General features: G+C 67.6%; 20 protein-coding genes and 1 tRNA gene. 12 read left to right on the top strand and 9 right to left on the bottom strand.

Annotated elements, in window-relative coordinates:
• Nucleotides 1-30: 30 nt before the first annotated feature.
• A complete protein-coding gene (locus EGY25_RS06150) occupies nt 31-429 on the bottom strand; it encodes a YkvA family protein (protein WP_135194155.1) in 399 nt (132 codons plus the stop codon).
• 56 nt (nt 430-485) lie between these two features.
• Between EGY25_RS06150 and EGY25_RS06145 the strand changes: the two genes are divergently transcribed.
• The 3 genes from EGY25_RS06145 to arsH all read left to right on the top strand — a co-directional run bounded on the left by EGY25_RS06145 (nt 486) and on the right by arsH (nt 2,688).
• The gene (locus EGY25_RS06145; RefSeq protein WP_135194154.1) at nt 486-1,268 is read left to right on the top strand and encodes an SDR family NAD(P)-dependent oxidoreductase; all 783 of its coding nucleotides are present in this window, start codon (nt 486-488) and stop codon (nt 1,266-1,268) included.
• 118 nt (nt 1,269-1,386) lie between these two features.
• Nucleotides 1,387-1,461 (top strand) — tRNA-Gly (locus tag EGY25_RS06140).
• 471 nt (nt 1,462-1,932) lie between these two features.
• Nucleotides 1,933-2,688, top strand: a complete 756-nt coding sequence (gene arsH, locus EGY25_RS06135) for an arsenical resistance protein ArsH (protein ID WP_035307546.1) — start codon at nt 1,933-1,935, stop codon at nt 2,686-2,688.
• Between the two features lie 116 nt (nt 2,689-2,804).
• On the opposite strand, the gene EGY25_RS06130 is transcribed toward arsH, so the two are convergent.
• From EGY25_RS06130 to lspA, 7 genes are all read right to left on the bottom strand, one after another.
• Nucleotides 2,805-3,914 (bottom strand): Fic family protein, encoded by a 1,110-nt coding sequence (locus tag EGY25_RS06130; protein ID WP_035307547.1) that lies wholly within the window; start codon nt 3,912-3,914, stop codon nt 2,805-2,807.
• Nucleotides 3,915-4,138: 224 nt separating this feature from the next.
• Nucleotides 4,139-6,070: a cytochrome c/FTR1 family iron permease gene (locus tag EGY25_RS06125; protein WP_088582524.1), complete on the bottom strand. Its 1,932-nt coding sequence runs from the start codon at nt 6,068-6,070 to the stop codon at nt 4,139-4,141.
• A 161-nt stretch (nt 6,071-6,231) separates the two neighbouring features.
• On the bottom strand, nt 6,232-7,644 hold the full coding sequence (gene lpdA / locus EGY25_RS06120) for a dihydrolipoyl dehydrogenase (RefSeq protein WP_088582523.1): 1,413 nt from the start codon (nt 7,642-7,644) through the stop codon (nt 6,232-6,234).
• A 63-nt stretch (nt 7,645-7,707) separates the two neighbouring features.
• On the bottom strand, nt 7,708-8,967 hold the full coding sequence (locus tag EGY25_RS06115; RefSeq protein WP_008261169.1) for a cytochrome P450: 1,260 nt from the start codon (nt 8,965-8,967) through the stop codon (nt 7,708-7,710).
• Between the two features lie 112 nt (nt 8,968-9,079).
• Nucleotides 9,080-9,514 (bottom strand): MerR family transcriptional regulator, encoded by a 435-nt coding sequence (locus tag EGY25_RS06110; protein WP_040349346.1) that lies wholly within the window; start codon nt 9,512-9,514, stop codon nt 9,080-9,082.
• Nucleotides 9,515-9,562: 48 nt separating this feature from the next.
• Nucleotides 9,563-9,910: an MAPEG family protein gene (locus EGY25_RS06105; RefSeq protein WP_153923203.1), complete on the bottom strand. Its 348-nt coding sequence runs from the start codon at nt 9,908-9,910 to the stop codon at nt 9,563-9,565.
• Between the two features lie 190 nt (nt 9,911-10,100).
• The gene (gene lspA / locus EGY25_RS06100; protein ID WP_008258720.1) at nt 10,101-10,625 is read right to left on the bottom strand and encodes a signal peptidase II; all 525 of its coding nucleotides are present in this window, start codon (nt 10,623-10,625) and stop codon (nt 10,101-10,103) included.
• 180 nt (nt 10,626-10,805) lie between these two features.
• On the opposite strand from lspA, the gene EGY25_RS06095 reads away from it, so the two are divergent.
• Nucleotides 10,806-11,312, top strand: a complete 507-nt coding sequence (locus EGY25_RS06095) for a hypothetical protein (protein WP_050771603.1) — start codon at nt 10,806-10,808, stop codon at nt 11,310-11,312.
• 223 nt (nt 11,313-11,535) lie between these two features.
• On the opposite strand, the gene EGY25_RS16940 is transcribed toward EGY25_RS06095, so the two are convergent.
• The gene (locus tag EGY25_RS16940) at nt 11,536-11,805 is read right to left on the bottom strand and encodes a hypothetical protein (protein ID WP_353738804.1); all 270 of its coding nucleotides are present in this window, start codon (nt 11,803-11,805) and stop codon (nt 11,536-11,538) included.
• Between EGY25_RS16940 and EGY25_RS16760 the strand changes: the two genes are divergently transcribed.
• The 8 genes from EGY25_RS16760 (at nt 11,689) to copM (ending at nt 21,649) form a co-directional block, all read left to right on the top strand.
• Complete coding sequence (locus EGY25_RS16760) at nt 11,689-11,955, top strand: hypothetical protein (protein WP_353738805.1); 267 nt, start codon at nt 11,689-11,691, stop codon at nt 11,953-11,955. The two genes, EGY25_RS16940 and EGY25_RS16760, sit on opposite strands and share 117 nt — an antisense overlap.
• A gap of 57 nt (nt 11,956-12,012) precedes the next feature.
• A complete protein-coding gene (locus tag EGY25_RS06085; protein ID WP_135194152.1) occupies nt 12,013-13,266 on the top strand; it encodes a TolC family protein in 1,254 nt (417 codons plus the stop codon).
• Nucleotides 13,266-14,474, top strand: coding sequence for an efflux RND transporter periplasmic adaptor subunit (locus tag EGY25_RS06080; protein ID WP_040349349.1), 1,209 nt, complete (start codon nt 13,266-13,268; stop codon nt 14,472-14,474). The genes EGY25_RS06085 and EGY25_RS06080 overlap by 1 nt, the downstream gene beginning before the upstream one ends.
• An 11-nt stretch (nt 14,475-14,485) precedes the next feature.
• Nucleotides 14,486-17,707, top strand: coding sequence for an efflux RND transporter permease subunit (locus EGY25_RS06075; protein WP_112863180.1), 3,222 nt, complete (start codon nt 14,486-14,488; stop codon nt 17,705-17,707).
• Nucleotides 17,704-18,306 carry a cation transporter gene (locus tag EGY25_RS06070; RefSeq protein ID WP_040349350.1) on the top strand — a complete coding sequence of 201 codons (603 nt, stop codon included), beginning with the start codon at nt 17,704-17,706 and terminating at the stop codon, nt 18,304-18,306. The genes EGY25_RS06075 and EGY25_RS06070 overlap by 4 nt, the downstream gene beginning before the upstream one ends.
• Complete coding sequence (locus tag EGY25_RS06065) at nt 18,303-18,992, top strand: methyltransferase family protein (RefSeq protein ID WP_008264189.1); 690 nt, start codon at nt 18,303-18,305, stop codon at nt 18,990-18,992. The genes EGY25_RS06070 and EGY25_RS06065 overlap by 4 nt, the downstream gene beginning before the upstream one ends.
• A gap of 72 nt (nt 18,993-19,064) precedes the next feature.
• Nucleotides 19,065-21,209: a heavy metal translocating P-type ATPase gene (locus EGY25_RS06060; protein WP_432417369.1), complete on the top strand. Its 2,145-nt coding sequence runs from the start codon at nt 19,065-19,067 to the stop codon at nt 21,207-21,209.
• Nucleotides 21,206-21,649, top strand: a complete 444-nt coding sequence (gene copM / locus EGY25_RS06055) for a CopM family metallochaperone (protein ID WP_088582518.1) — start codon at nt 21,206-21,208, stop codon at nt 21,647-21,649. Before EGY25_RS06060 ends, copM begins: the two co-directional genes overlap by 4 nt.
• Nucleotides 21,650-21,660 lie beyond the last annotated feature (11 nt).

The raw sequence follows: 21,660 nt of genomic DNA, 5'->3' as shown, positions 1-21,660 counted from the left end.
CGTTCCGCTACGCTTCTCGGGGGAGGATCATTATTTCGACTTCAACCGCTGCACCGCATCCTCGGCCTTGTCGCGGTGGCGGCGTTTGATGCTGGCGCCGACCATGGCCAGCACCGCCGTGATCACGGCGGCGTCGTCGGTGTAGCCGATGCCCGCGAAGATGTCGGGGATGGCGTCCACCGGCAGGACGAAATAGGCCAGGCCGGCGAAGATCATGCCCTTGGCCGCCATCGGCGTCTCGGGATCGCGCGCGGCGTACCAGGCGGCCAGGGCCTGGTCGGCGAAGGGGATGCGGGCGGCCGTGCGGGTGATCTTGGGCCAGAAGCCCCTGGTCACGCGCGCCTCGTTGACCTTCACGACGGAAGGGACGAGGGCCTTTTTCGGGTCCAGGGCGTCAGACGGATCGGCGGGTTTGGCTTTGGCGGTCATGGCCGCTAAATCCTCAAAAGAAACTCAGGTTCAAACAATACATAGGAACGACCAGGATGAAACTCGACAACACCATCGCCGCCGTGGTCACGGGCGGGGCGTCCGGCCTCGGCGAAGGCACCGCGCGCGCCATCGCCGCCACGGGCGCACGGGTCGCCCTGTTCGACCTGAACGCCGAGCGGGGCGAGGAAATCGCCAGGGAAATCGGGGGAGTCTTCTGCCAGGTCGATGTCACCGACGACGCCTCGGTCGCCGCGGCCTTCGAAAAAGCCCGCGCCGCCCACGGCCAGGAGCGGCTGACCGTCAACTGCGCCGGTATCGCCACGGGCCAGAAGACCGTCTCGCGCAAGAAGGACACCGGCGAGATCCGCGCCCATGACATGGCCCAGTTCGAGCGCACCGTGCGGGTCAATCTGTTCGGCACCTTCCGCGTCCTGTCGCAGTCGGCGGCGGGCATGGTGACGCTGGAGCCCATGGCGGACGGCGAGCGCGGTCTGATCGTCAACACCGCCTCTGTGGCGGCCCAGGACGGCCAGATCGGTCAGGCGGCCTATTCGGCGTCCAAGGGCGGCGTCTACGCCATGACCTTGCCGGTGGCGCGCGACCTGGCCCAGGAAGGGGTGCGCTGCAACACCATCCTGCCCGGCATCATGTGGACGCCGATGATGGCCGGCATGGACCAGAAGATCCAGGACGCCCTGGCCGCCGCCATCCCCTTCCCCAGCCGCCTGGGCACGCCCGCCGACTATGCGTCGCTGGTGCTGGAACTGGCCCGCAACGTCTATATCAACGGCGAATGCATCCGCCTGGACGGGGCGATCAGGCTGGCGCCGCGCTGACGCGCGGGGGGCGTGGGCAGGGCTTGGTCGCTTTTTGCAAATTCACTCTTGCAGGACCGCTCAACCCTCCGCTATACGCCCCCTCCTCGACGGGGAGCGCACCTAGCTCCTACGGAGTGCGGGCGTAGCTCAGTGGTAGAGCACAACCTTGCCAAGGTTGGGGTCGAGAGTTCGAATCTCTTCGCCCGCTCCAGTCGAGATTGCCAAGGCAATCAATAGGTTATGGCAGGGCGATCCCAACGGGATCGCCCACCCTATTTTTTACGCCGCTACCACACCGCTACCAAAAATCTTTTGCTGGCGAGCGCTCGCCTGTCCATTGGCATGGCGCATTGCGGTGAAGGCCCCTGAAATCTGCTGAAAACACCGAACTAATTTTTGCGGAGATCGACCCGCGAGCAGGTCACGGGAAAATAGTGCCTTGGAATGTTGTTGCCCGCAGCTTCTTGCCTCGTATCCGTCAACCGCCGCCTTTGACTCTCTGAAGGATCCCGCGGGGTTTGGCGACGGTCAGGGTGTCGCGGTCTCGGCGCGGTCCCGAGCGATTGCTGTTCACCGTCCTGTAGTGACCTTAATAGGACCGGCCCGGTCTATCGCTCGTCCGCACGTCGGACTTCGCGGACGTCTGGCCGGCGTCGGCCGCCTGTCTGACCAAGGACCTGTGATGACCTTCACCCGCCTGCGCTCGCTGCCGGACCCGGATCATCTGCCGGCTCTGGACGCGGCCTATCTGTCCGCCGATCCCGCCCGTGGACTGGGCCCGACCGAGCCGGCGCCGCGTATCCTTCTCCTGTACGGATCGCTGCGCGAGCGGTCGTATTCGCGGTTCTGCGTCGAGGAAGCGGCCCGCCTGCTGCAGCAAATGGGATGCGAGACCCGCATCTTCGACCCCACCGACCTGCCCCTGCCGGGCGCGCCCGGCGACGACGACCACCCGGCGGTGCGCGAGTTGCGCGAACACGCCTTGTGGTCGGAGGGCATGGTCTGGTGCAGCCCGGAGCGGCACGGCCAGGTCTCCGGACTGATGAAGCTGCAGATCGATCACCTGCCGTTGAGCCTGGGCGGCATGCGCCCGACCCAGGGCCGGACGCTCGCCGTCATGCAGGTGTCGGGCGGGTCCCAGAGCTTCAACGCCGTCAACACTCTGCGCCTTCTGGGCCGCTGGATGCGGATGGTCACCATCCCCAACCAGTCGAGCGTGGCCAAGGCCTTCCAGGAATTCGACGAGGCCGGCCGGATGAAACCCTCGGCCTACTATGAGCGGATTGTCGATGTGATGGAGGAACTGGTGCGCTTCACCATCCTGGTCCGGCCCCACGCCGTTCAGCTCGTGGACCGCTATTCGGAGCGCAAGGCGGCCGGAGTTTTGGTGGATGCCGCGTCCGACCTCTCGGCCATTGCTATCGCACGCCAGGCCTGAGGCTGCGTTTTTGGCGGTAACGCGCCAGAACTGGCGAATTGCGATCCTCCCTGTCGAGGCAGGGTCTTCAGTGGAGCCGCACGGCGCAGAGCCTCGCCGGCGCCATGGGGAGGCGCTTATCCTCGATCGACCAGAGAATAGCTTGTGCTGCGTCCCCCGCCGTCATCCTTCACGAGGATGCCCCGGTCCACCAGATCTTTGATGTCGCGCAAGGCCGTGTCGGGCGAGGACTTCGTCAGCGCCGCCCATTTGGTCGAGGTGAGCTTGCCTTCGAAGCCGTCGAGCAGCCGGTTGATGACCGTGCTCTGGCGCTCGCTCAACGTCTGACCTGCGAGCGCCTCCCAGAAGCGCGCCTTGCGCATCACATGGGTCAGGGTGGTTTCCGCGCCGTCGAATGCGCGATCGAGGCAGCCGAGGAACCAGTCCAGCCAGAGGGTCACGTCCAGCGCGCCTTTCTGGGTCGTCTCCAGGGTCGCGTAGTAGTCCTTGCGCTCCAGCCGGATCTGGGCGGACATGCTGTAGAACCGCTGGGCGCTTTTCTCGGAACGGGCGAGCGCCATGTCGGCGATCGCCCGGGCGATCCGGCCGTTCCCGTCGTCGAACGGGTGGATGGTCACGAACCACAGGTGGGCGATCGCGGCCTTGAGGACCGGATCCGTCCGCGGCTCGTCAGTGAACCAGTCGAGGAACGCGCGCATCTCGTCCTGCAGACGGGCGGCGGGCGGCGCTTCATAGTGCACGCGCTCTCGTCCGAAGGGGCCCGAGACGACCTGCATCGGGCCGGAGCTCTCGTTGCGCCAGGCGCCGACGACGATCTTCGTCATGCCGCTGCGTCCGGTCGGAAACAGGGCGGCGTGCCAGCCGAACAGCCGTTCCTCGGTGAGCGGAGACGCAAAGTTCTGGGTCGCGTCGAGCATCATTTCGACGACGCCTTCGACGTTGCGATCCGCGGGGGCGAGGGCCCCGATATCCATGCCGAGGCGGCGGGCGATGGAGGATCGCACCTGATCCTTGTCGAGCAGCTCGCCTTCGATTTCGCTGGATTTCAGGACATCTTCGGTAAGGGTCTCGAGGACGGCTTCAGCGCGGAGGTCGAAGCCGAGCGTGTGCATCCGGCCAAGCAGAAGGCCTTGGCGATGACGGACGGCTGGGAGGCGATCGGCAAGCGCGTCAGCGCGCCATTCCAGACGCGGCCAGCCTTCGATCTCATGGATGTATTGCGCCATTCCCCGCACTCCTTGCGGGGAATATGGGCGTTATGCGCCGCAGGAGCAAGGCTGTTCTCCGCGTGAAGTGCGGAGAATAGGACGCCTAATCTCCGCACCAAGGGAGGCCTCGCACACTATAGGCGGCCCCCGCACCCTGGGTATCCGCGGACTGCGCGGCTATCGGCGCCCAAGGAGCTCCGAAACCCGCGGGCCGCAGTTGGGCCTCAGGCGGAGACGCCCGCTCAAGAGGCTGGGCGCGCGCCCTTCGGCGCCGCATGCCGGGAGAAGCCGACCACGAGGATAGCAATCGTCAGAAGCTGAACGGCGACGCCCTCGACCGTCGGATAAAGACCGAGGATCTCGATGCGGGGGATCCACTCCAGCGGATGGACATCGAGCCAGCCCGCCTCCTGCAGCGCAGCCACGCCCTTGCCGACGAGGACGACCGACAGGATGGCCATGAGGATCGAGCTCAGCGAGAAGAACCGGCCGATCGGGAGGCGCATGCTGTAGGCCAGCAAGGCCCAGGCCACCACGGCCAGGATGGCCACCGCCGTCAGGGCGCCGGCCAGCATGCCGAGATGGCCGCCCTGGCTCCAGATCGCCGCATAGAAGAGGATGGTCTCGAACACCTCGCGATAGACGACGATGAAGGCCAGCAGGAACAGGAACCAGGCCGACCGCTTCGACAGCGCGTGGGAGAGCTTGTCGCGGATATAGGTCTGCCAGGCGTCGGCGTGCGACTTCCCATGCATCCAGATGCCGACCGAGACGAGCACCACGGCCGCCAGGAGCGAGCCGAATCCTTCGGTGAGCTCCCGGCTGGCGCCGCTGATGGAGATGAAGAAGGTCGCGGCCGCCCAGGTGGCGCCGCCGGCGACCAGCGCGGCCACCCAGCCGCCGTGGACGTAGCGCAGCACCTCGGGCCGTTCGGCCTTCCTCAGGAAGGCGATCATCGCCACCACGATGAGGATGGCTTCCAGCCCTTCGCGCAGCAGGATGGTGAAAGCGCCGAGGAAGCTGGCGAGATTGTCCGCCTCCTGGGGCGCGAGGGCGCGTTCGGCCGTGTCCAGCAGGGCGTTCGCGCGGGCGACCCGGTCCGCGACCTCCTGGGTCGGCGCGCGCCTGCTGATCGAGATGCGCAGGTCGGTCATGGCCGTCTCGACCCGCCGCAGCAAGGCGCCGTCACGAGCGCCGAGCGCCGGCTCCACCGGTTCGACGCCGTCGAGATAGGCCGAGAGGGCGAGGTCGGTCGCGGCCTTGCGGTCGCCCCGGCGATAGGCGGCCTCGCTTTCGGCCAGTCGCGTCCGGGCCAGGGTCAGGGTCGATCCCTCGGCGCGAACCGTCGCCTCGGGATGGCGACGCAGGTGAGCGATGACCGCCCGCGCCTTCGTCTCGCCGATCCTTGTCGCCAGCTCCGCCGGGGTGGCCTGGGTGAGGGCGGCCAGGTCAGGGAACGCGGCGCGGATCGCCGCGTCGCTCTCCCAGAGGCGTCGACCTTCGGCGGCTTCGGCGTCGGTGAAGGCGAACCGGCCCACGTAGAAGGCCAAGGCCCAGCGATCCTCGGCCGGCAGATGGGCGAAGCTGGCCATGGCCGTGCCCTCGAGCCCCTGATCGATCACCTGGTAGAGGCCGAACACGCTGCGCTGACGGGCGCGCTCCACATCCGCGAAGGCGATCGCAGGCGGGTCGAGCCCCTCGGCGCCCGGGCCGTCGGCGCGTCCGGTCACGCCATGGCAGACCGAGCATTGCTCGGCATAGAGGGTCGCGCCGCGGGCCAGATCAGGCGGGAACGAAGGCGCGAGCGGGCTCGGATAGGCCGCCAGCACCGCGCCGGCCAGCGCCTTGGCCCGGGCCCCGACGACCCCCGGGTCGGCCTTGTCGAGGATGGCCGCCTGCAGGGCCTCCGCGTCACGGATCAGGCCGGCCTTGGCCGGGTTCGGCGGCAGGGCGTCCAGGCGGGTCCGGATTTGGCCGCCGAACTCGATCATCTCGCCGTATTCGGCCGGATTGGTCACCTGACCATTGGCAACCGCGCCGGCATAGTCGACCGCCACATAGTCGAGCAGTCGCCAGGCGACCTGGGCCTCGGAGGCGGACGGCGCCTGGGCCAGGGCGGGTGCGGACAGCCCCATCGCAAGCATCAGGGCGAAAAGGCGGAGCAGAGGGCGCATGGGAGACCTAGTTGTGAGCGGCTCGCAATAGCATTCAGGCGACGGCACTGTCGCGCTTTATTCGCGACGCGGCCGGGCTCGCAGGCGGCGACGGCTCCCCGTCCGCCGAGACGCCACGGCGCTGCGTGGCCAGCCCGGGCAGCTACGCGGCGCGGCGCTCGTTACAGGTGGATCGTGCGGTCGGCCACAGCCAGGCATGCCTCGCGCAAGGCTTCCGGAAGCGTCGGATGCGCATGGCTCGTCCGCGCCACGTCCTCGGCCGCCGCGCCGAATTGCATGACGGCGACCGCTTCATGGATCAGACTGCCGGCGTCCGGCCCCAGGATGTGCACGCCGAGAATCTTGTCCGTCCTGGCGTCCGCCAACACCTTGACCAACCCGTTCTTCTCCAACCGCGCCTTGGCCATGGCGTTTGCCGAGAACGGAAAGCGCCCGACGCGATAGGCCACGCCGGCCGCCTTGAGGTCGTCCTCGGTGCGCCCGACTGAGGCCAGTTCCGGCCAGGTATAGACGACCGCCGGAATCGTTCCGTAGTCCACATGGCCCGCGCCCCCCGCCAGGCGTTCGGCCAGGGCGATCCCTTCCTCCTCCGCCTTGTGGGCCAGCATGGCGCCGCCGATGACGTCGCCGATGGCGTAGACCCCGTCGGCGCTGGTCCGGAACCCTTCGTCCACCGGAATAAAGCCCCTGCGGTCGGGCGCAATGCCGACCGTTTCCAGATCGAGCCTGGCGGTTGCGGGCCGTCGGCCGATGGAGACCAGCACGACATCGGCCTTGATGGTTCCTCGCGCGCCATCGCCCATGGGCTCGACGTCGAGGACGACGTCGTCGCCCTCCATCCGCGATCCGACCACCTTATGCCCAAGGCAGAACTGGAAGCCCTGGGCCTCGAGCACCTTGTGCAGCGCCGCCGACATCTCCGAGTCGACGCCGGAGGCGATCCGGTCGAGCACCTCGATGACCGTGACCTCGCTGCCGAGCCGACGCCAGACCGACCCCAGCTCCAGTCCGACGTAGCCGCCGCCGATCACCGCCAGATGGCGCGGCGCCGCCGTCAGGCTCAGGGCGCCGGCGGAGGTGACGATTCGCCGCTCGTCGATGGGCAGGTCGGGCAAGGTCGCCGCTTCCGATCCGCTGGCGATGACCACCGCCTTGCTGGCCTGCACCTCGAAAGCGCCGTCCGCGGCGCGCACCTCCACCCGGTCGCGCGCCAGCAGCCGCCCGCGGCCCTGGAAGCGGGCGACCTTGTGCTTGCGCAGGAGGTAGGCGACCCCTTCGCCAAGCTCGGTCACCACCTTGCCCTTGTGCCGCATGACACCGTCAAGATCGGCCCGCACATTGTCTACCATGACGCCGAACGCTTCGAGATTGCGCGCCATCTCCAGCCGCTCGGTGGCCTGGAGCAGCGCCTTGGACGGAATGCACCCGATGTTCAGGCAGGTCCCCCCGAGCAGTTCGCGGTCGTCGATGACCGCCACCGACAGGCCGAGCTGGCTCGCCCGGATCGCACACGGGTATCCGCCCGGCCCGCCGCCGATGATCACCAGGTCGTAGGAGGTCGTCGAACGGCTCATGGCGTCAGCCTTTGCTGCGAGTGGATGGGAGAGAAGGGCCCCGGCCAGCCCGAGGAAGCGGCATCAGGCGCCCCCCTCATTGAGGGCCGCGTCGCGCGTCTCCATTCGGAACCCGCTTCCGGGGAGGGCCGGCAGGCGGCGGAAGTCGATCTCCAGATCCTGATCCGGCAGCCGGTAGTTCAGGTCGGCGAGCAGGCCGACGGCGCGCTCCATCAGCTCCACGACGATCCCTTCGCCAGGGCAACGGTGACCGGTCGCCGCATCCCCACCGCCCTGGGGGATGAGACCGAACGGATCTCCGGAGCCGTCGCTGAACCGCTCCGGCCGGAACGCCTCGGGATCAGTCCAGTGTGCGGGATCGTGATTGGAGCCATAGAGGTCGAGGACCACCTGACGGCCCTCCGGGAAGACCAGGTCGCGCCAGCGAAACGGCGCGCGCACACGCCCGATCACTGCCGGGAAGAACGGATAGAAGCGTCGGACTTCCTGGACGAAGGCGCGGCGACGTCCGGCGTCGGCGTCGGCCAGACGGGCCGCATCCGGGTGAGCCTGCATCGCGTGCGCCACAAACACGATGTAGACCGAGGTCGCGACAGTCGGCCGCAATACATTGGCCAGTTCGACCGCCGCCGTGTGGATCGGCAACGGTTCGCCGTCCGCGGCGCGGGTCCAGGCCCAGGCGTGGGCGGCCGTGTCCGGATCCGGCGACAGACGGCCGGCGCGAATGTCTTCAATGATCGAGCCCAGCCAGGCGTCGACGCGGCGACGCGCGTGCCTCGACCACAGATGCCGGGGGCCCCGCGATCCCGCCGCGTCGAACAGCGCCCTCAGGTGACGGACCCGTTTCGCCTCTTCGTGCGGCTCGAGCGGCACGCCGGCCCAGGCGCAGACGGCCCGCGTTAGCACCGGCTGCAAGGCGTCATACAGCACGATGTCGTCCTCGCCGGCCCATTCGACGGCCGCGCGCCGCCACTCCGCTTCGAACAGTTCGCCCAGTCGCGCGACACGGGCTGGCGACATCAGGGACATGAACACGCCCTTGCGGGCGCGGTGGGCCTCGCCGTCCAGCCCCTGGACGCCGCCCTCGCCGAGCAGCGTGCGGCGGACCGGCGCCGGCATGGCGCCCGCCCGCACGATGCGGGTCTCGTCATAGAAGATCCGCGCCGCCTCGCGGCCTCTCAGACAGGTCGTCTCCTTCAGCGCCAGGCGGGTCTCGACGACGTCGGCGCCGGCCTGCTCGAACAGGTGGGAAAGGCGCCGATAAGGGTCTGTCAGCAGGGCCAGGGTCTGGTCGCCGTGTCGCGAGGTCGGCCGATGCGTCATCGAAATCCTCCAGAAGGACGGGCGGTCCGCGACGGGAGCCGCCAATCGCCTCCAAACGTCGCGGTGGGCTAATGGCTCCGGGGTCTTTGCGCCTTCCGGATCTTCCACAGGGTCAAAGCGGCGCGGATGGATCGTGCAACGCCTCGATCACCTTGCAGGCGGAGACCCGGCCCCCGGCGCATTCCGTCGTCATCCGCGACAGTTCGCGCTGGAGGGCGCGGAGCCGGGCGATCTTCTGTTTCACATCGGCGAGATGACGTTCGGCCAGGGTGCTGGCCTCGGCGCAGGGCCGATCGGGGTGATCCGACAGATCAAGCAAGGAGCGGATCGAATCCAGATCGAAGCCCAGCTGGCGGGCATGCCGGATGAATGACAGGCGGCGCTCCGCCGCGTCGTCATACATGCGCCGGTCGCTGGCGGTGCGCGGCGGCGGCGGAAGCAAGCCGATTTCTTCATAGAAGCGGATGGTCGGAACCTTGACGCCCGTGGCGGCGGCCAGTTTGCCGATGGGGCGCAACCCGGACGAGGCGGGAGAGGGGAGGGGCATCGCGTCAGCTCGTAACGGCGGGTGAAAGGCATCTGGGGCGGGGAGGGATCATCGGCCCAGCCCCATCAGGACGACGGCGATGCCGAAGGCGGCAATCGTGGAGGCGCCGGTGAGCGCCATGCCGAAGGCCGGGGCCGCCGCGCCCTGCGCGTAACCCAGGGCGAAGAAACCCCGACCAACCAGATAAAGAGGGACCAACACCGGCAGCAGGATCATCTCCTCGCCGCGCAGCACGGTGGCGAGCACCAGGTGGGCGCTCACCGCCAGAACGGTCTGTTCAAGCGAGTTCTGTAGCACGGCGGCGGGTAGGGCGAGCCTGGCGCCGGGCGCCGCATCGGCGGACCCGGCCGGTCGGCGTCGGACCGGAACCGGATGCTGGCCACCACCCTCAAACACCCCGCGAGCCACAGGAAGACCGGGAGATTCGCCTGCAGGGCATAGGCCAGCCTATCGGCCGTCGCCATGTCGCGCGCCGCGCCGAGAAGGGGCGGGGAAAGCCGCAGCCAGGCGGAGGCCGCCGCTGAGGCGGTGATGAGAATCGCCGGCGCCGAGCGGACGGCGATCGCCCTCTGTTCGGCGGGAAGCCTCATCGCGCCGCCCGTCCCAGGGTCGAGGACGCCGCGCGGCTGTCCGAGCCCCGGACGGTGAGGAGGAGCAGCGCGACGCCGCAGACAATGGCCGCATCGGCGAGGTTGAAGGTCGGCCAGTGCGCCGCCCCCCAATGAAGATCGATAAAATCGGTGACCGCGCCAAAGCGTAGCCGGTCGACGAGGTTCCCGATCGCTCCACCGGCGATGAGGCCTGCGGCGGCCGCCGTCACGGCGCTGCGCGTGCGCCAGATCCACGCCAGCAGGGCGCCGATGATCAGGGAGGCCACGGCGCTCAGCGCCCAGCGGCCGACGGCGCCTGAGCCGGCGAACAGGCCGAAGGTGACGCCGGGGTTGAACCCGAGACGCAGCGCGAGAAACGGCGTGAGGTTGATCGGAGCGTCCAGCTGAGCGCGCGCCGCGGCCTTGGCGGCCTGATCCACGACGGCGATCAGCGCCGCGAGCGCGAAGGCGATCGTCTGCAGGCGGCCGGGAACGCGTCGCGTCGGGTGCATGGTGATCATGAAGCCTCCAATGGATTTCAACTGATTTTGGGCCCTCTAGTTACTAGAGGATCAAGCTGGTTTTATCTGACAGGCGTTTCTTTCATGGAAGCCATGCATTCTCGGCATGATCGTCTAGCCATTGGGAGATGCATGCTTCTCGCGAAAGGGTAATCCGATGACTGAACCCCCTCTCGTCCTGTGCACTTCCTCGCCCGGCTGCAGTTGCGGCGTGGCCTCCAGGTTCGACAGCGCCACCCCGCCTACCGGCGCATCATGATCGCGGTGATCGCCGTCAACTGCGCCGCCTTTATGGCCATAGCCAGCGGCGTGTCCCTGCAAGGCTCGGCGCCCCCTGGGCGCCAATGTGCTCAACTTCCTGGCCGACGCGCCACCTACGGCATCAGCCTGGCCGTGATCGGACGTTCGGTCGCCGTGCAGTCCGGGGCGGCCAATGGCCAAGGCGCCAGCCTCGTTGCGTTGGTGCTGTTATTCCTCAGCTACGCGATCTCGCGAGCCACCTCCGGGGCGCCGTCCCGTGGCATCACCGGACTGGGCCCTCTGGGCTTCTTCGCCAACGCCCTGGCCGGCTTACTGCTGGTAAGCCACTGCGCAGGCGACGCCAACGTCCGCTCGCTCTGGCTATGCGCGCGCAACGACCTTACCCAGAGCCTGGCGTCGCGGCGACCGGCGGAGCGGTCTGGCTGACCGGTTCACGATGGCCCGACCTGATAGCGGGAGCGCTACTCAGGTGAAGATTGCGCATTCTGCAATCTCGATCCACCTGCAGACGCAGCGAAAGAATCGGACGCGATCAGCGTGCGCTCGCTTAAAGATCGCTCGACGTTGCTGAATAGGTCGAGATGGCCGACGACGCGCCACTCTCGGCCTTGCATGTCGACTTTCCCTCTCCCTCACCGCGGATTGGTGGTCACTCGAAACAGTCGCAGCCCCCGAACACTGTAACAGATTGCTTGATCGCCCGAATGAAAGTATCCACCACGCGATGGCGTGGCCAATTGCGACATGGGCAAGACTGATACTGGCGGTGACCCTGGTCTCCGCCGTGTTTTTCGTCGCCCCGATCGCTGACGCCGCGACCTGCGCCCCAGAGACGACCTCGGCTCACGCCATTGTCGCTCAGGATGCAGGCGATAGCGACCAGGGCGACCTTGGCGGTGGGCACGGAGTCTGCACCCACGGCCACTGCCACCACAACGGAACCGCCCGTGCGGATGTCGCCGACGACATCGCGATGCAAATCCACGCAAGGCCGGTTCACGCCTTCCCCTCGAGTGATTTTCCGTCGTCGATCTCGCCCGACGGCCTGAAGCGTCCGCCCAGAGTCTGACACGACGTCTGCGCCGCCGTGCGCGCGATCTCGTGTCAAATTTCTGGAAGATGAATCATGCCTCCCTCACATCGCAGGCCGCCGCGTTTCGCGGTCGGCTGCGCGCTGGCCGCATTTGCGGCCGTGCTGGCCAGTCCCGCTTGGGCTGACCCCGCTCCGTCGTTCGCCGAGCTGCTCGCCCAGCTCGATCAAACCCCGGCCACCCTTGAAGCCGGCGCCCTGTCCGACGCCGCTGAAGCGCGTGTCCGCCAGGCCCGTGTCAGGCCTAATCCGACGATCGCTCTCGACGCCGAAAACGCGTTCGGCACGGGGCCCTTCTCAGGCTACGCCAACGCAGAAACCACCTTGTCGATCAGTCAGGACCTTGAGCTCTGGGGACGCCGAACCGCGCGGGTGAATGTCGCCCGCGCGGAAGCCGGAACCGCGGCGCTGCAACGGGACCTCGCCATCATCGACGCCGCCGGACGACTCGCACAGGTCTATGCCGATGCGGAAGCCGCTCAACGGCGGGCCGTGCTCGCCGAGGAAAGCCTTACCTTGACCATCGCCGATGCGAGGGCCGCCCTCGTTCTTGTCGAAGAAGGCCGTGAGCCACTGCTGCGCGGCATCCAGGGTGAAAGCGAAGCGGCTGCGGCGCGTGCCTCGCGCGATGAGGCCGTCGCGGAGCGCGACGCGGCCTTCGCGCGACTGACCGCAGTCGCCATGCTGGCGGCTCCGGTGACGACCATCGACGCCAGCCTGCTGGACCTCGCGCCTGCCGCCACCTTCGCGGCCCCGGCGGATGCGCCGACCGTTCGCGTCGCCGAGGCTCACCGCGCGGCCGCCGAACGCCGGATCGACGTGGAGCGAATCCGCTCGCGCCCGGACATCAACGCCAGCGTCGGTGTCCGTCGATACGAGATGGAGGACGCGACGGCGTTGACTTTCGGCGTCAGCATGCCGCTGCCCCTGTTCGACCGCAACCGCGGGAACATAGACGCGGCGCAGGCCGACTTCCGGGCTGCGGACGCGCGGCTTCTTGGAGCCCGTCAGGAAGCCCAGGCCGATCGCGCCGCGGCGCGGGCGCGGCTTGCCGCCTCCGTCAGCCGGGTCTCCGCCGCCGATGCAGGGGTGGCGTCCGCTGAGGAAGCCTACCGTCTGTCGCGGATTGGAACCGAAGCCGGGAGGATCTCCCAGCTCGAACTGCGGGTCACACGCACCGCCCTGATCTCAGCTCGGACTTCGGCCGTCGATGCACGCCTTGCACGTGTCCAGGCCGAGATTGAACTCGCGCGCCAGGACGGCCGCGCCCCCTTCCAAGGAGCCCAATGATGCGCAAGCGCACATCCAACAAGACGTTGCTGATCGGCGGCGCCGCCGCCGTCGTTCTGCTTGGCGGAGGCGGGCTGTTCCTGCTCACGCGCGGGCCGGACGCCGCTCCAGCCGCCGCCGAGGGTGAGGCGGGTCACGCTGAAGAAGAGGGCGCTCATGCCGAGGGCGAAGCCGGCCACGAAGGCGAGGCCGAAGCGCCGGAAGGCTTCGTCGCTCTGAGCGCGGCCCAGGCCCAGGCCGCCAACCTGATCGTGGTCGGCGTCGGTCGGGGAGGGGGCGCCGAAACCCGGCTCTCCGGGCGGGTCGAGCCCATGGTCGACGCGCGCGCCGCTGTGGCGGCGTCCGTCGGCGGGCGGGTCGAGCGGGTTCTCGTAGCTCCGGGCCAGTCGGTCCGGATCGGTCAGCCCCTGGCGAGCGTCGTCAGCGGTGAAGCGGCGACGTTCCGCGCGGACGCAGACGCGGCGGCCGCCGAAACTGAAGTGGCGCGCCAGGCTTATCAACGCAACCGCAATCTGGCGGACCAGGGCGTTGTCGCCCGACAGGAGGTCGAGGCGTCCCGCGCGCAACTGCTCAGCGCCGAAGCCGGCGCCCGCGCGGCTCGCGCGCGGTCCAGCGCGGCGGGCTCGCCCAACGCTTCGGGCCGCCTCAGCGTCACCAGCCCCATCACCGGAGTCGTGACCAGCGTCCAGGTCGGACCGGGCGGCTTCGTCGCCCCTGGCGGCGTTGTCGCCGAGGTCACCAACCCGGCCAGGGTTGAGCTCGTCTTCAACGCGCCGCCTGCTTTGGCCGCCAATGTAAGGGCCGGGGCGCCTCTGCGGGTCAGCAGCCCCAGCGGCGACTTCGACGCCATCGTCACCGGCGTTGCCGCAGGCGCGGGCGGCGAAAGCGGCGCCACGGTCATTCGGGCCCGGCCGACGGGCTCTGTCCTCCCGCCGGCCGGTTCCGCCGTCACGGGGGCGATCGTGACGGGCGAGACGACCGGCGGTCTCACCGTGCCGACCGAGTCCGTCCAGACCGTCGACGGCAACACCGTCGTCTTCGTTCAGGTCCCGAACGGCTTCCAGGCCCGTCCGGTGCTCGCCGGTCGTCAGGCCGGGGGGCGGACTGAAATCCTGCGTGGCCTCACCGGGGCTGAACGGGTCGCCGGCACGAACGCCTTCCTCCTCAAAGCCGAGCTCGCCAAGGGCGAGGCCGAGCACGGTCACTAGGGGCGCACCGCATGTTCAAATTCATCATCGAACTCTCGGTCAAATTCCGATGGTTCGTGGTTCTCGCCACGGCGCTTGTCGCGGCCTACGGACTCCTCGAGCTGACACGGCTTCCCATCGACGCCGTGCCGGATATCACCAATCGCCAGGTCCAGGTGACCACGGTCGCTCCGGCGCTCGCGCCTGAACAGATCGAACGACAGGTCACCTACCCGATTGAAACCGCCATGGCCGGCATTCCCGGCCTGACCACGACCCGATCCCTCAGCCGAAACGGCTTCAGCCAGGTCACGGTCATCTTTACCGACCAGACCGACATCTATTTCGCGCGCCAGCAGGTCGCCGAACGGCTCGCGGGCGCCCGGGAGGCCATGCCTGACGGGGTGGAGCCGACCATGGCCCCGATCACCACGGGCCTCGGTGAAGTGCTGATGTGGACGATCGACTACAAGCCATTCAACAGTCAGAACCTCGCCAAGCCTGGCGAGCCGGGCTGGCAGGCGGGCGGAGCCTATCTGACGCCCGAAGGCGATCTGCTTTCGACCCCGCAGCAGCGCGCCACCTATCTGCGCACCGTGCAGGACTGGATCGTCGCGCCGCAAATGCGGACCGCCCCCGGTCTCGCCGGCGTCGACACCGTCGGCGGCTATGTGAAGGAGTATGCGGTCCGTCCGGACGCGGCGCGCCTTTCCGCCTACGGCCTGGGCATGGGCGACCTTATCCAGGCCCTCGATCGCGCCAACACTCAGGCCGGCGCAGGCTATATCCAGCGCGCTGGCGAAGCTCTGACGGTCCGCACCGACGCCTTGGCCTCCACCGTGGAAGATCTGGCTCAGGCGCCGGTCGTCAACCGGAACGGCCTGATCGTGCGGGTCGCCGATGTCGCCACGGTCGAGATCGGCCAGGCTCCGCGCCTGGGCGGCGCCAGCCGTGACGGCCACGAGGCCGTGCTCGGAACGGCGCTGATGATCGCGGGCGGCAACAGCCGCACCGTGGCCCAGGCGGCCGGGGAGCGACTCGATGAGGTTCGCAAGACTCTGCCCGCAGGGATCGAGGCGGTGACGGTCCTTGACCGTAGCGCCCTGGTCAACTCGACCATCTCGACCGTGGCCCGCAACCTCACCGAGGGCGCCCTTCTGGTCATCGTCGTGCTGTTCCTGCTGCTCGGAAACATTCGTGCGGCCAGCATCACGGCCTTGATGATCCCGATCAGCTTCCTGTTCGCCGTCATCGGCATGAATAGGTTTGGCATCAGTGGAAACCTGATGAGCTTGGGCGCGCTGGACTTCGGCCTTCTGGTCGATGGGGCGGTCATCGTCGTTGAAAGCACCTTGTTGATGCTGTCGCAGCGGCGGATCGATCTGGGACGGGCTCTGACCCGTCGGGAACGCCTTGATGTCGCCGTGGCCGCAGCTCGCAAGATGGTCAAGCCAGCCGCCTTCGGTCAGCTGATTATCCTGCTCGTCTTCACCCCCTTGCTGATGCTCGAGGGCGTCGAGGGCAAGACGTTCGTCCCCATGGGCGCAACGGTCATGCTGGCGCTCGTCGGCGCCTTCATCTTCTCCTTCACCTTCGTTCCGGCCATGACGGCCCTGCTGGTGCGGGACCCCAAGAAGGTCGAGACCGACGAACACGGCCAAGCCCACGAACATGAGACCTTCCTGCTCCGCCACGCGCGGCGTTGGATCCAGCCGGCCATCCGCGCCGCCGTCGATCGTCCTAAGATCGTGCTGATCTCGGCACTCGGCGCGGTTGTTGTCGGTGGTCTGGCCTTCTCGTCCCTGGGACGGGAGTTCATCCCCACTCTGGACGAGGGCGACATCGCCATGCAGGCGCTGCGTGTTCCCTCGGCGTCGCTGGAACAGTCCCTCGCCATGCAGATGGCGTTGGAACGGGTCATCACCGCCCAGCCGGAAGTCGAGACCATGTTCTCCAGGACCGGCACCGCCGAGGCTGCCGTCGACCCGATGCCGCCCAACATTTCGGACAGCGTCATCGTTCTGAAGGACCGCAAGGACTGGCCGGATTCAGGTCTCGAGAAGGAAGCCTTGCTCGAGCGGTTCGAAGAGCTCGCCAACCAACAGATCGGGAATAATTTCGAGTTCAGCCAACCCATCGAGCTCCGCTTCAACGAACTCATTTCCGGGGTCCGGACCGACCTCGCGGTCATGGTCTACGGCGATGACTTCGACACCATGCAGCGGGTCGCTGATGAGGTGGCCGGCGTACTGCGGCAGACCACCGGCTCCGCCGACGTTCGCGTCGAACAAGCGTCGGGCTTGCCGACGCTCACGGTCAGCGTCGATCGGTTCGCGGCGGCCAGCTACGGCCTGTCCGCAGCCGACGTTTCTGAAGCGGTCTCGGCCGCCATCGGCGGCGCGGAGGCCGGCCGGATTTTCGAGGGCGACCGTCGCTTCGACGTCGTCGTCCGTCTTCCGGACGATGCGCGCAACGATCCGGCGGCGCTCGCGGCCCTGCCGATCGTCTCTTCGACAGGCGTAACCGTGCCGCTGTCTTCGGTAGCCCGTATCCAAAGCGCCGAGGGGCCGAACCAGATCAGCCGCAACGACGGTAGCCGACGGATGGTGGTCCAGGCCAACGTTCGCGGCCGGGATCTGGGCGGCTTCGTCACCGACGCACAAACCAAGGTGGACCAAATCCAGCTCCCGCCGGGCGTCCGCCTGACCTGGGGCGGTCAGTTCGAGAACCTCAAACGGGCCGAACAACGGCTGGGCCTGGTTATTCCGATCGTCTTCGTCCTGATCGGTGTGCTGCTGTTTATGGCTCTGGGGTCGTTCTCCGAGGCTGGGCTGGTCTTCGCCTGCGTGCCCTTGGCCTTGATCGGCGGCGCCTTGGCGCTTCTCATGCGAGGGATGCCGTTCTCGGTGTCTGCGGCCGTTGGCTTCATCGCCGTCTCGGGTGTGGCGACCCTGAACGGACTTGTTTTGATGCAGGCCATTCGCGAGCGATTGCAGGCGGGGCTCGCGCCCCGGGACGCGGCGATCGAAGGGGCGTCCAGCCGATTGCGTGCGGTGTTGACGACAGCCTTGGTCGCCATTGTCGGCTTCATCCCGATGGCGCTCGCCCACGGCGCGGGGGCCGAGGTTCAGAAGCCTCTGGCGACGGTCGTCATCGGCGGCCTTCTGACCGCGACGGCCCTGACCCTGCTGGTCCTGCCGACCTTCGCGGCCAAGGCGGTGCGTCATCGCAAGGACGAGGGGGTTGAGGATTGATTGCTCGCACTCAGGATGACCGTCAGCAGCGACGCACGTTGCTGACGGTTCTCGCGCTCAACGCGGGCCTGGCATTAGCGCTCGGGATCGGCGGCTTGTCCGCCGATTCCAGCGCTCTGCTGGCCAATGCAGTGGACAACGCCTCGGACGCTGCTGTCTATCTGATCAGCTTTCTCGCGATCGGTCGGCCTGGTTCGTGGAAGCGGGGGGCGGCGCGCCTCTCGGGCGTCATGCTCCTTATCTTCGGCGCTGGCGTCCTTCTGGACGCGGGTCGTCGATTCCTCATCGGGACCGAACCGATCGGCCCGACCATGATGGGACTCTCGGTCGTCGCAGCGATCATCAACCTGATCTGCCTGCAGTTGATCCGCCGTCAGCACAGCGGCGACGTCAACATGAAGGCTGCCGAGACGTTCAGCTTTAACGACTTCGCCTCCAACGGGGGAATCCTCGTCGCCGGGGCCCTGGTGCTCTGGCTCGGCCAGGCGTGGCCGGACCTCGTCGTCGGCGTCCTCGTGGCCGCCATCGCGTTGAAGGGCGGCGTGGATATCCTGCGCGATGCGGCTAAGGATCGTCCGGCTGAGGGGGAGGGGCAATGATGCCGCTCGAGCCCTCCGACAGCGTCTCCAAGCCCGCAAGCCCCGCTTTGTCCGGCTCCTCGCCCCCTGATGACGCCTGTCGATCAGCGGTCGATATCCAATCCGTTCAACGATGGCGCAAGGCGGGCATTCTCGTCGGGGGCCTGCTTCTTGTCGTCTGCGCGGCGCTCGTCACATCCTGGCCCTTGCTCGAACATCCTGTCGAGCATCTGGGCCTGATCGCCATCATGGTTTGCATCATCGGTCGGGCTTGGTGTTCCCTTTACATCGGTGGCCGCAAGAAACAGGAGATCATATCCGCAGGACCGTATTCGGTCAGCCGCAATCCGCTGTACGTCTTCAGCTTCATCGGCGCGTTTGGCATCGGCGCCCAGTCCGGCAGCCTTAGCGTCGGTTTGGTCTTCGGATTAGCCTGCTGGGTGGTGTTTCGCATCGTGGTCGGCCGCGAAGAACGCTTCCTCTCCGACGCCTTTGGACACGACTACCAAGCTTACCGTGAGCGCACCCCTCGGTTCCTGCCCAAGCTCTCCCTATGGCGCGACGAGGCGGAAATCATGATCCGGCCGGTATTCTTCGTCCGCACGGTGCGCGACGGCTTCGTCTTTCTCCTAGCGCTTCCGCTTTTCGAAGCGATTGAGCAGCTCCAGCGGCTCGGGGGCTTTAATGCCGTCGTGCCCGTGCCCTGAGGTCGGGAGAACCGGGATGACCACCTGCGAGCGGATCGCGCTGGAACCCGCTGGCCCGGCGCGCCTTCGCCCGTGTCGCTATCCCGCCCCCTCGATCGCGGCGGTCGCCGCAAGCAGCCGCGATTCCCAACCCGCAACGGGACCCTATTTATGACCAGCACAACACTGCCGGACCATCTCCACACCAAGTCCGAGGAGCACGATCACGGTGGCGTTCTAGGCTCCAATACGGAGCTGATCTTCGCCCTGACAAGTGGCCTTGCTCTGGGCCTTGGATTCGCCCTCGAGAAACTCGCAACGGGCCTTCCCGCTTGGATTCCCCTCGCCCTCTTCCTGATCGCCTACATCTTCGGCGGCTTTTTTACGGTGCGAGAAGCGTTCGAGAACCTCCGCCAGAAGCGCTTCGAGATCGATACCTTGATGCTCGTCGCAGCCGCAGGTGCGGCGGCGCTCGGGGCCTGGGCCGAAGGCGCTCTCCTGCTGTTTCTGTTCAGCATCGGCCACGCGCTCGAACACTACGCCATGGGCCGCGCCAAACGCGCGATCGAGGCCCTGGCCGAGCTTGCCCCCCGGACAGCCCATGTGCGACGCGACGGGCAGGTCGTCGAATTGCCTGTCGAAGATTTGGTCGTCGGCGACACCGTGGTGGTGCGTCCAAACGAACGACTGCCCGCTGATGGCTTTGTCGTGGTCGGCACCACAAGCATCAACCAAGCCCCCGTGACCGGCGAAAGCATGCCTGTCGACAAGCAGCCCGTCGCGGATCCCGAGGCGGCGCGGGCGAGACCGGCCCAGGTCGGATCGCCGTCTCTCGTCTTCGCGGGCACCATCAATGGCTCAGGCGCCATCGAGATTGAGACGACCCGCACATCGAGCGACACCACCCTGGCCAAGGTGGTTCGGATGGTGAGTGAGGCCGAGACGCAGAAGTCGCCGACCCAGCGCTTCACGGACAGGTTCGAACGCATCTTCGTGCCTGTGGTGCTGGCGCTCGCTTTTGTCCTGCTGTTCGCCTGGGTCGTCGTCGATGAGCCGTTCCGCGACAGCTTCTATCGCGCCATGGCCGTGCTGGTCGCCGCGAGTCCTTGCGCGCTCGCCATCGCCACCCCGAGCGCCGTCCTCTCGGGCGTCGCCCGTGCGGCGCGCGCCGGTGTCCTGATCAAGGGCGGCGCGCCGTTGGAGAACCTCGGCTCGCTCAACGCCATCGCCTTCGACAAGACCGGCACCCTGACCGAGGGACGGCCGCGGATCACCGACGTCATGACGGTGCGCGGGACGAAGGAGGGCGATCTTCTGGCGGTCGCTGTGGCGGTCGAACGGCTCAGCGACCACCCGTTGGCGGAGGCCATCGCGCGCGACGGTGGCGCACGCTTGCGCGATACGATCATCCCGGCCGCGATCGACCTCAAGAGCCTGACGGGCAAGGGCGTGACCGCCCAGCTGCACGGCGAGACGATCTGGATAGGGAAGCCGGAGATGTTCGGCGTCGACGGCGTAGCGCCGCTCGGCGACGAAACAACCTCTGTCGTCGCTCAGTTGCGACTGCAGGGGCGAACCCTGATGGTGGTGCGACGCGGCACGCGCGATCTCGGTGTCATTGGGCTTCTTGATACGCCTCGCCCAGCAGCGCGGCCGACGCTGACCGCTCTTCGCGCCCTCGGCATCGGGCGAATGATCATGATCTCGGGCGATCACCAGAAGGCCGCACAGGCGATCGCCGGACAGGTCGGCCTGACAGAGGCTTGGGGCGACCTCATGCCCGAGGACAAGGTCGACGCCATCAAACGCCTTCGCGCTGACGGCAAGATTGCCATGGTCGGCGACGGGGTGAACGACGCCCCGGCCATGGTCACGGCGACCGTCGGTATCGCGATGGGCGCGGCTGGCTCCGATGTTGCGCTTGAGACCGCCGACGTCGCCTTGATGTCCGACGACCTGTCGCAGCTGCCCTTCACCGTCGGTCTCAGCCGACAGACGCGGCGCATCATTCTCCAGAATCTCTACGTCAGTCTCGGAATCGTCGCCTTCCTTGTGCCGGCGACGATCCTCGGCCTTGGCATCGGCCCTGCCGTGGCGCTCCACGAGGGGTCGACCCTGCTGGTGGTGTTCAACGCTCTGCGCCTGCTCGGCTACCGCGACCGAACGGCGCCCATCCTTCCCAGTGCAATCCCGGCCGCCCCCGTGGCCCCGCCGGCTCTCTCGAGGACATCGTCATGAAGCGTTTCGGATGGATTTCCGTCATCGCCGTCTTTCTCGCCCTGTCGGTCTTCGCCTTCGGGATGATCTCGCGGCAAACCCGCGAGGTCCCTGCGGCGCCGTCGGCGGCTGACTCTCGCCCGAGCGACACCGAGGCAAGCCACGCTGGCGAGACCACGGACAGCCCATCGACTCGCGCCTATCGCGAGGCCAGCGCGAAGATGCACCAGGCCATGAGCATCAACTACACGGGCGACGCCGACATCGACTTCCTGCGCGGAATGATCGCCCACCACGAGGGTGCGCTCGCAATGGCCAAGGTCGCCGTCGAGCATGGCGAAGCCCGCGACGTGCGTAATCTGGCCGATGAGATCATTGCGGCCCAGGAATCCGAAATTGTCCGGATGAGAATCCTTCTTGCGCGCCATGAGGACACGCCCGCGCCCAACGCAAGGCCCTGACGCATGGCCGG

Origin of the sequence: Brevundimonas intermedia (assembly GCF_004614235.1) — a bacterium.
Taxonomy (GTDB): Bacteria; Pseudomonadota; Alphaproteobacteria; order Caulobacterales; family Caulobacteraceae; genus Brevundimonas; species Brevundimonas intermedia_A.
The sequence above is the reverse complement of the archived record's forward strand: the minus strand, read 5'-3'. Positions and strand labels throughout refer to the sequence as shown.

Excerpts from the sequence above, each read along its gene's own strand:
- EGY25_RS06065 (WP_008264189.1), top strand. The coding sequence starts at position 18,303 with ATGATGCCGCTCGAGCCCTCCGACAGCGTCTCCAAGCCCGCAAGCCCC.
- EGY25_RS06125 (WP_088582524.1), bottom strand. The coding sequence starts at position 6,070 with ATGCGCCCTCTGCTCCGCCTTTTCGCCCTGATGCTTGCGATGGGGCTG.
- EGY25_RS06145 (WP_135194154.1), top strand. The coding sequence starts at position 486 with ATGAAACTCGACAACACCATCGCCGCCGTGGTCACGGGCGGGGCGTCC.
- EGY25_RS06130 (WP_035307547.1), bottom strand. The coding sequence starts at position 3,914 with ATGGCGCAATACATCCATGAGATCGAAGGCTGGCCGCGTCTGGAATGG.
- arsH (WP_035307546.1), top strand. The coding sequence starts at position 1,933 with ATGACCTTCACCCGCCTGCGCTCGCTGCCGGACCCGGATCATCTGCCG.
- EGY25_RS06080 (WP_040349349.1), top strand. The coding sequence starts at position 13,266 with ATGCGCAAGCGCACATCCAACAAGACGTTGCTGATCGGCGGCGCCGCC.
- lspA (WP_008258720.1), bottom strand. The coding sequence starts at position 10,625 with ATGATCACCATGCACCCGACGCGACGCGTTCCCGGCCGCCTGCAGACG.
- EGY25_RS06085 (WP_135194152.1), top strand. The coding sequence starts at position 12,013 with ATGCCTCCCTCACATCGCAGGCCGCCGCGTTTCGCGGTCGGCTGCGCG.
- EGY25_RS06150 (WP_135194155.1), bottom strand. The coding sequence starts at position 429 with ATGACCGCCAAAGCCAAACCCGCCGATCCGTCTGACGCCCTGGACCCG.
- lpdA (WP_088582523.1), bottom strand. The coding sequence starts at position 7,644 with ATGAGCCGTTCGACGACCTCCTACGACCTGGTGATCATCGGCGGCGGG.
- copM (WP_088582518.1), top strand. The coding sequence starts at position 21,206 with ATGAAGCGTTTCGGATGGATTTCCGTCATCGCCGTCTTTCTCGCCCTG.
- EGY25_RS06110 (WP_040349346.1), bottom strand. The coding sequence starts at position 9,514 with ATGCCCCTCCCCTCTCCCGCCTCGTCCGGGTTGCGCCCCATCGGCAAA.
- EGY25_RS06115 (WP_008261169.1), bottom strand. The coding sequence starts at position 8,967 with ATGACGCATCGGCCGACCTCGCGACACGGCGACCAGACCCTGGCCCTG.
- EGY25_RS06075 (WP_112863180.1), top strand. The coding sequence starts at position 14,486 with ATGTTCAAATTCATCATCGAACTCTCGGTCAAATTCCGATGGTTCGTG.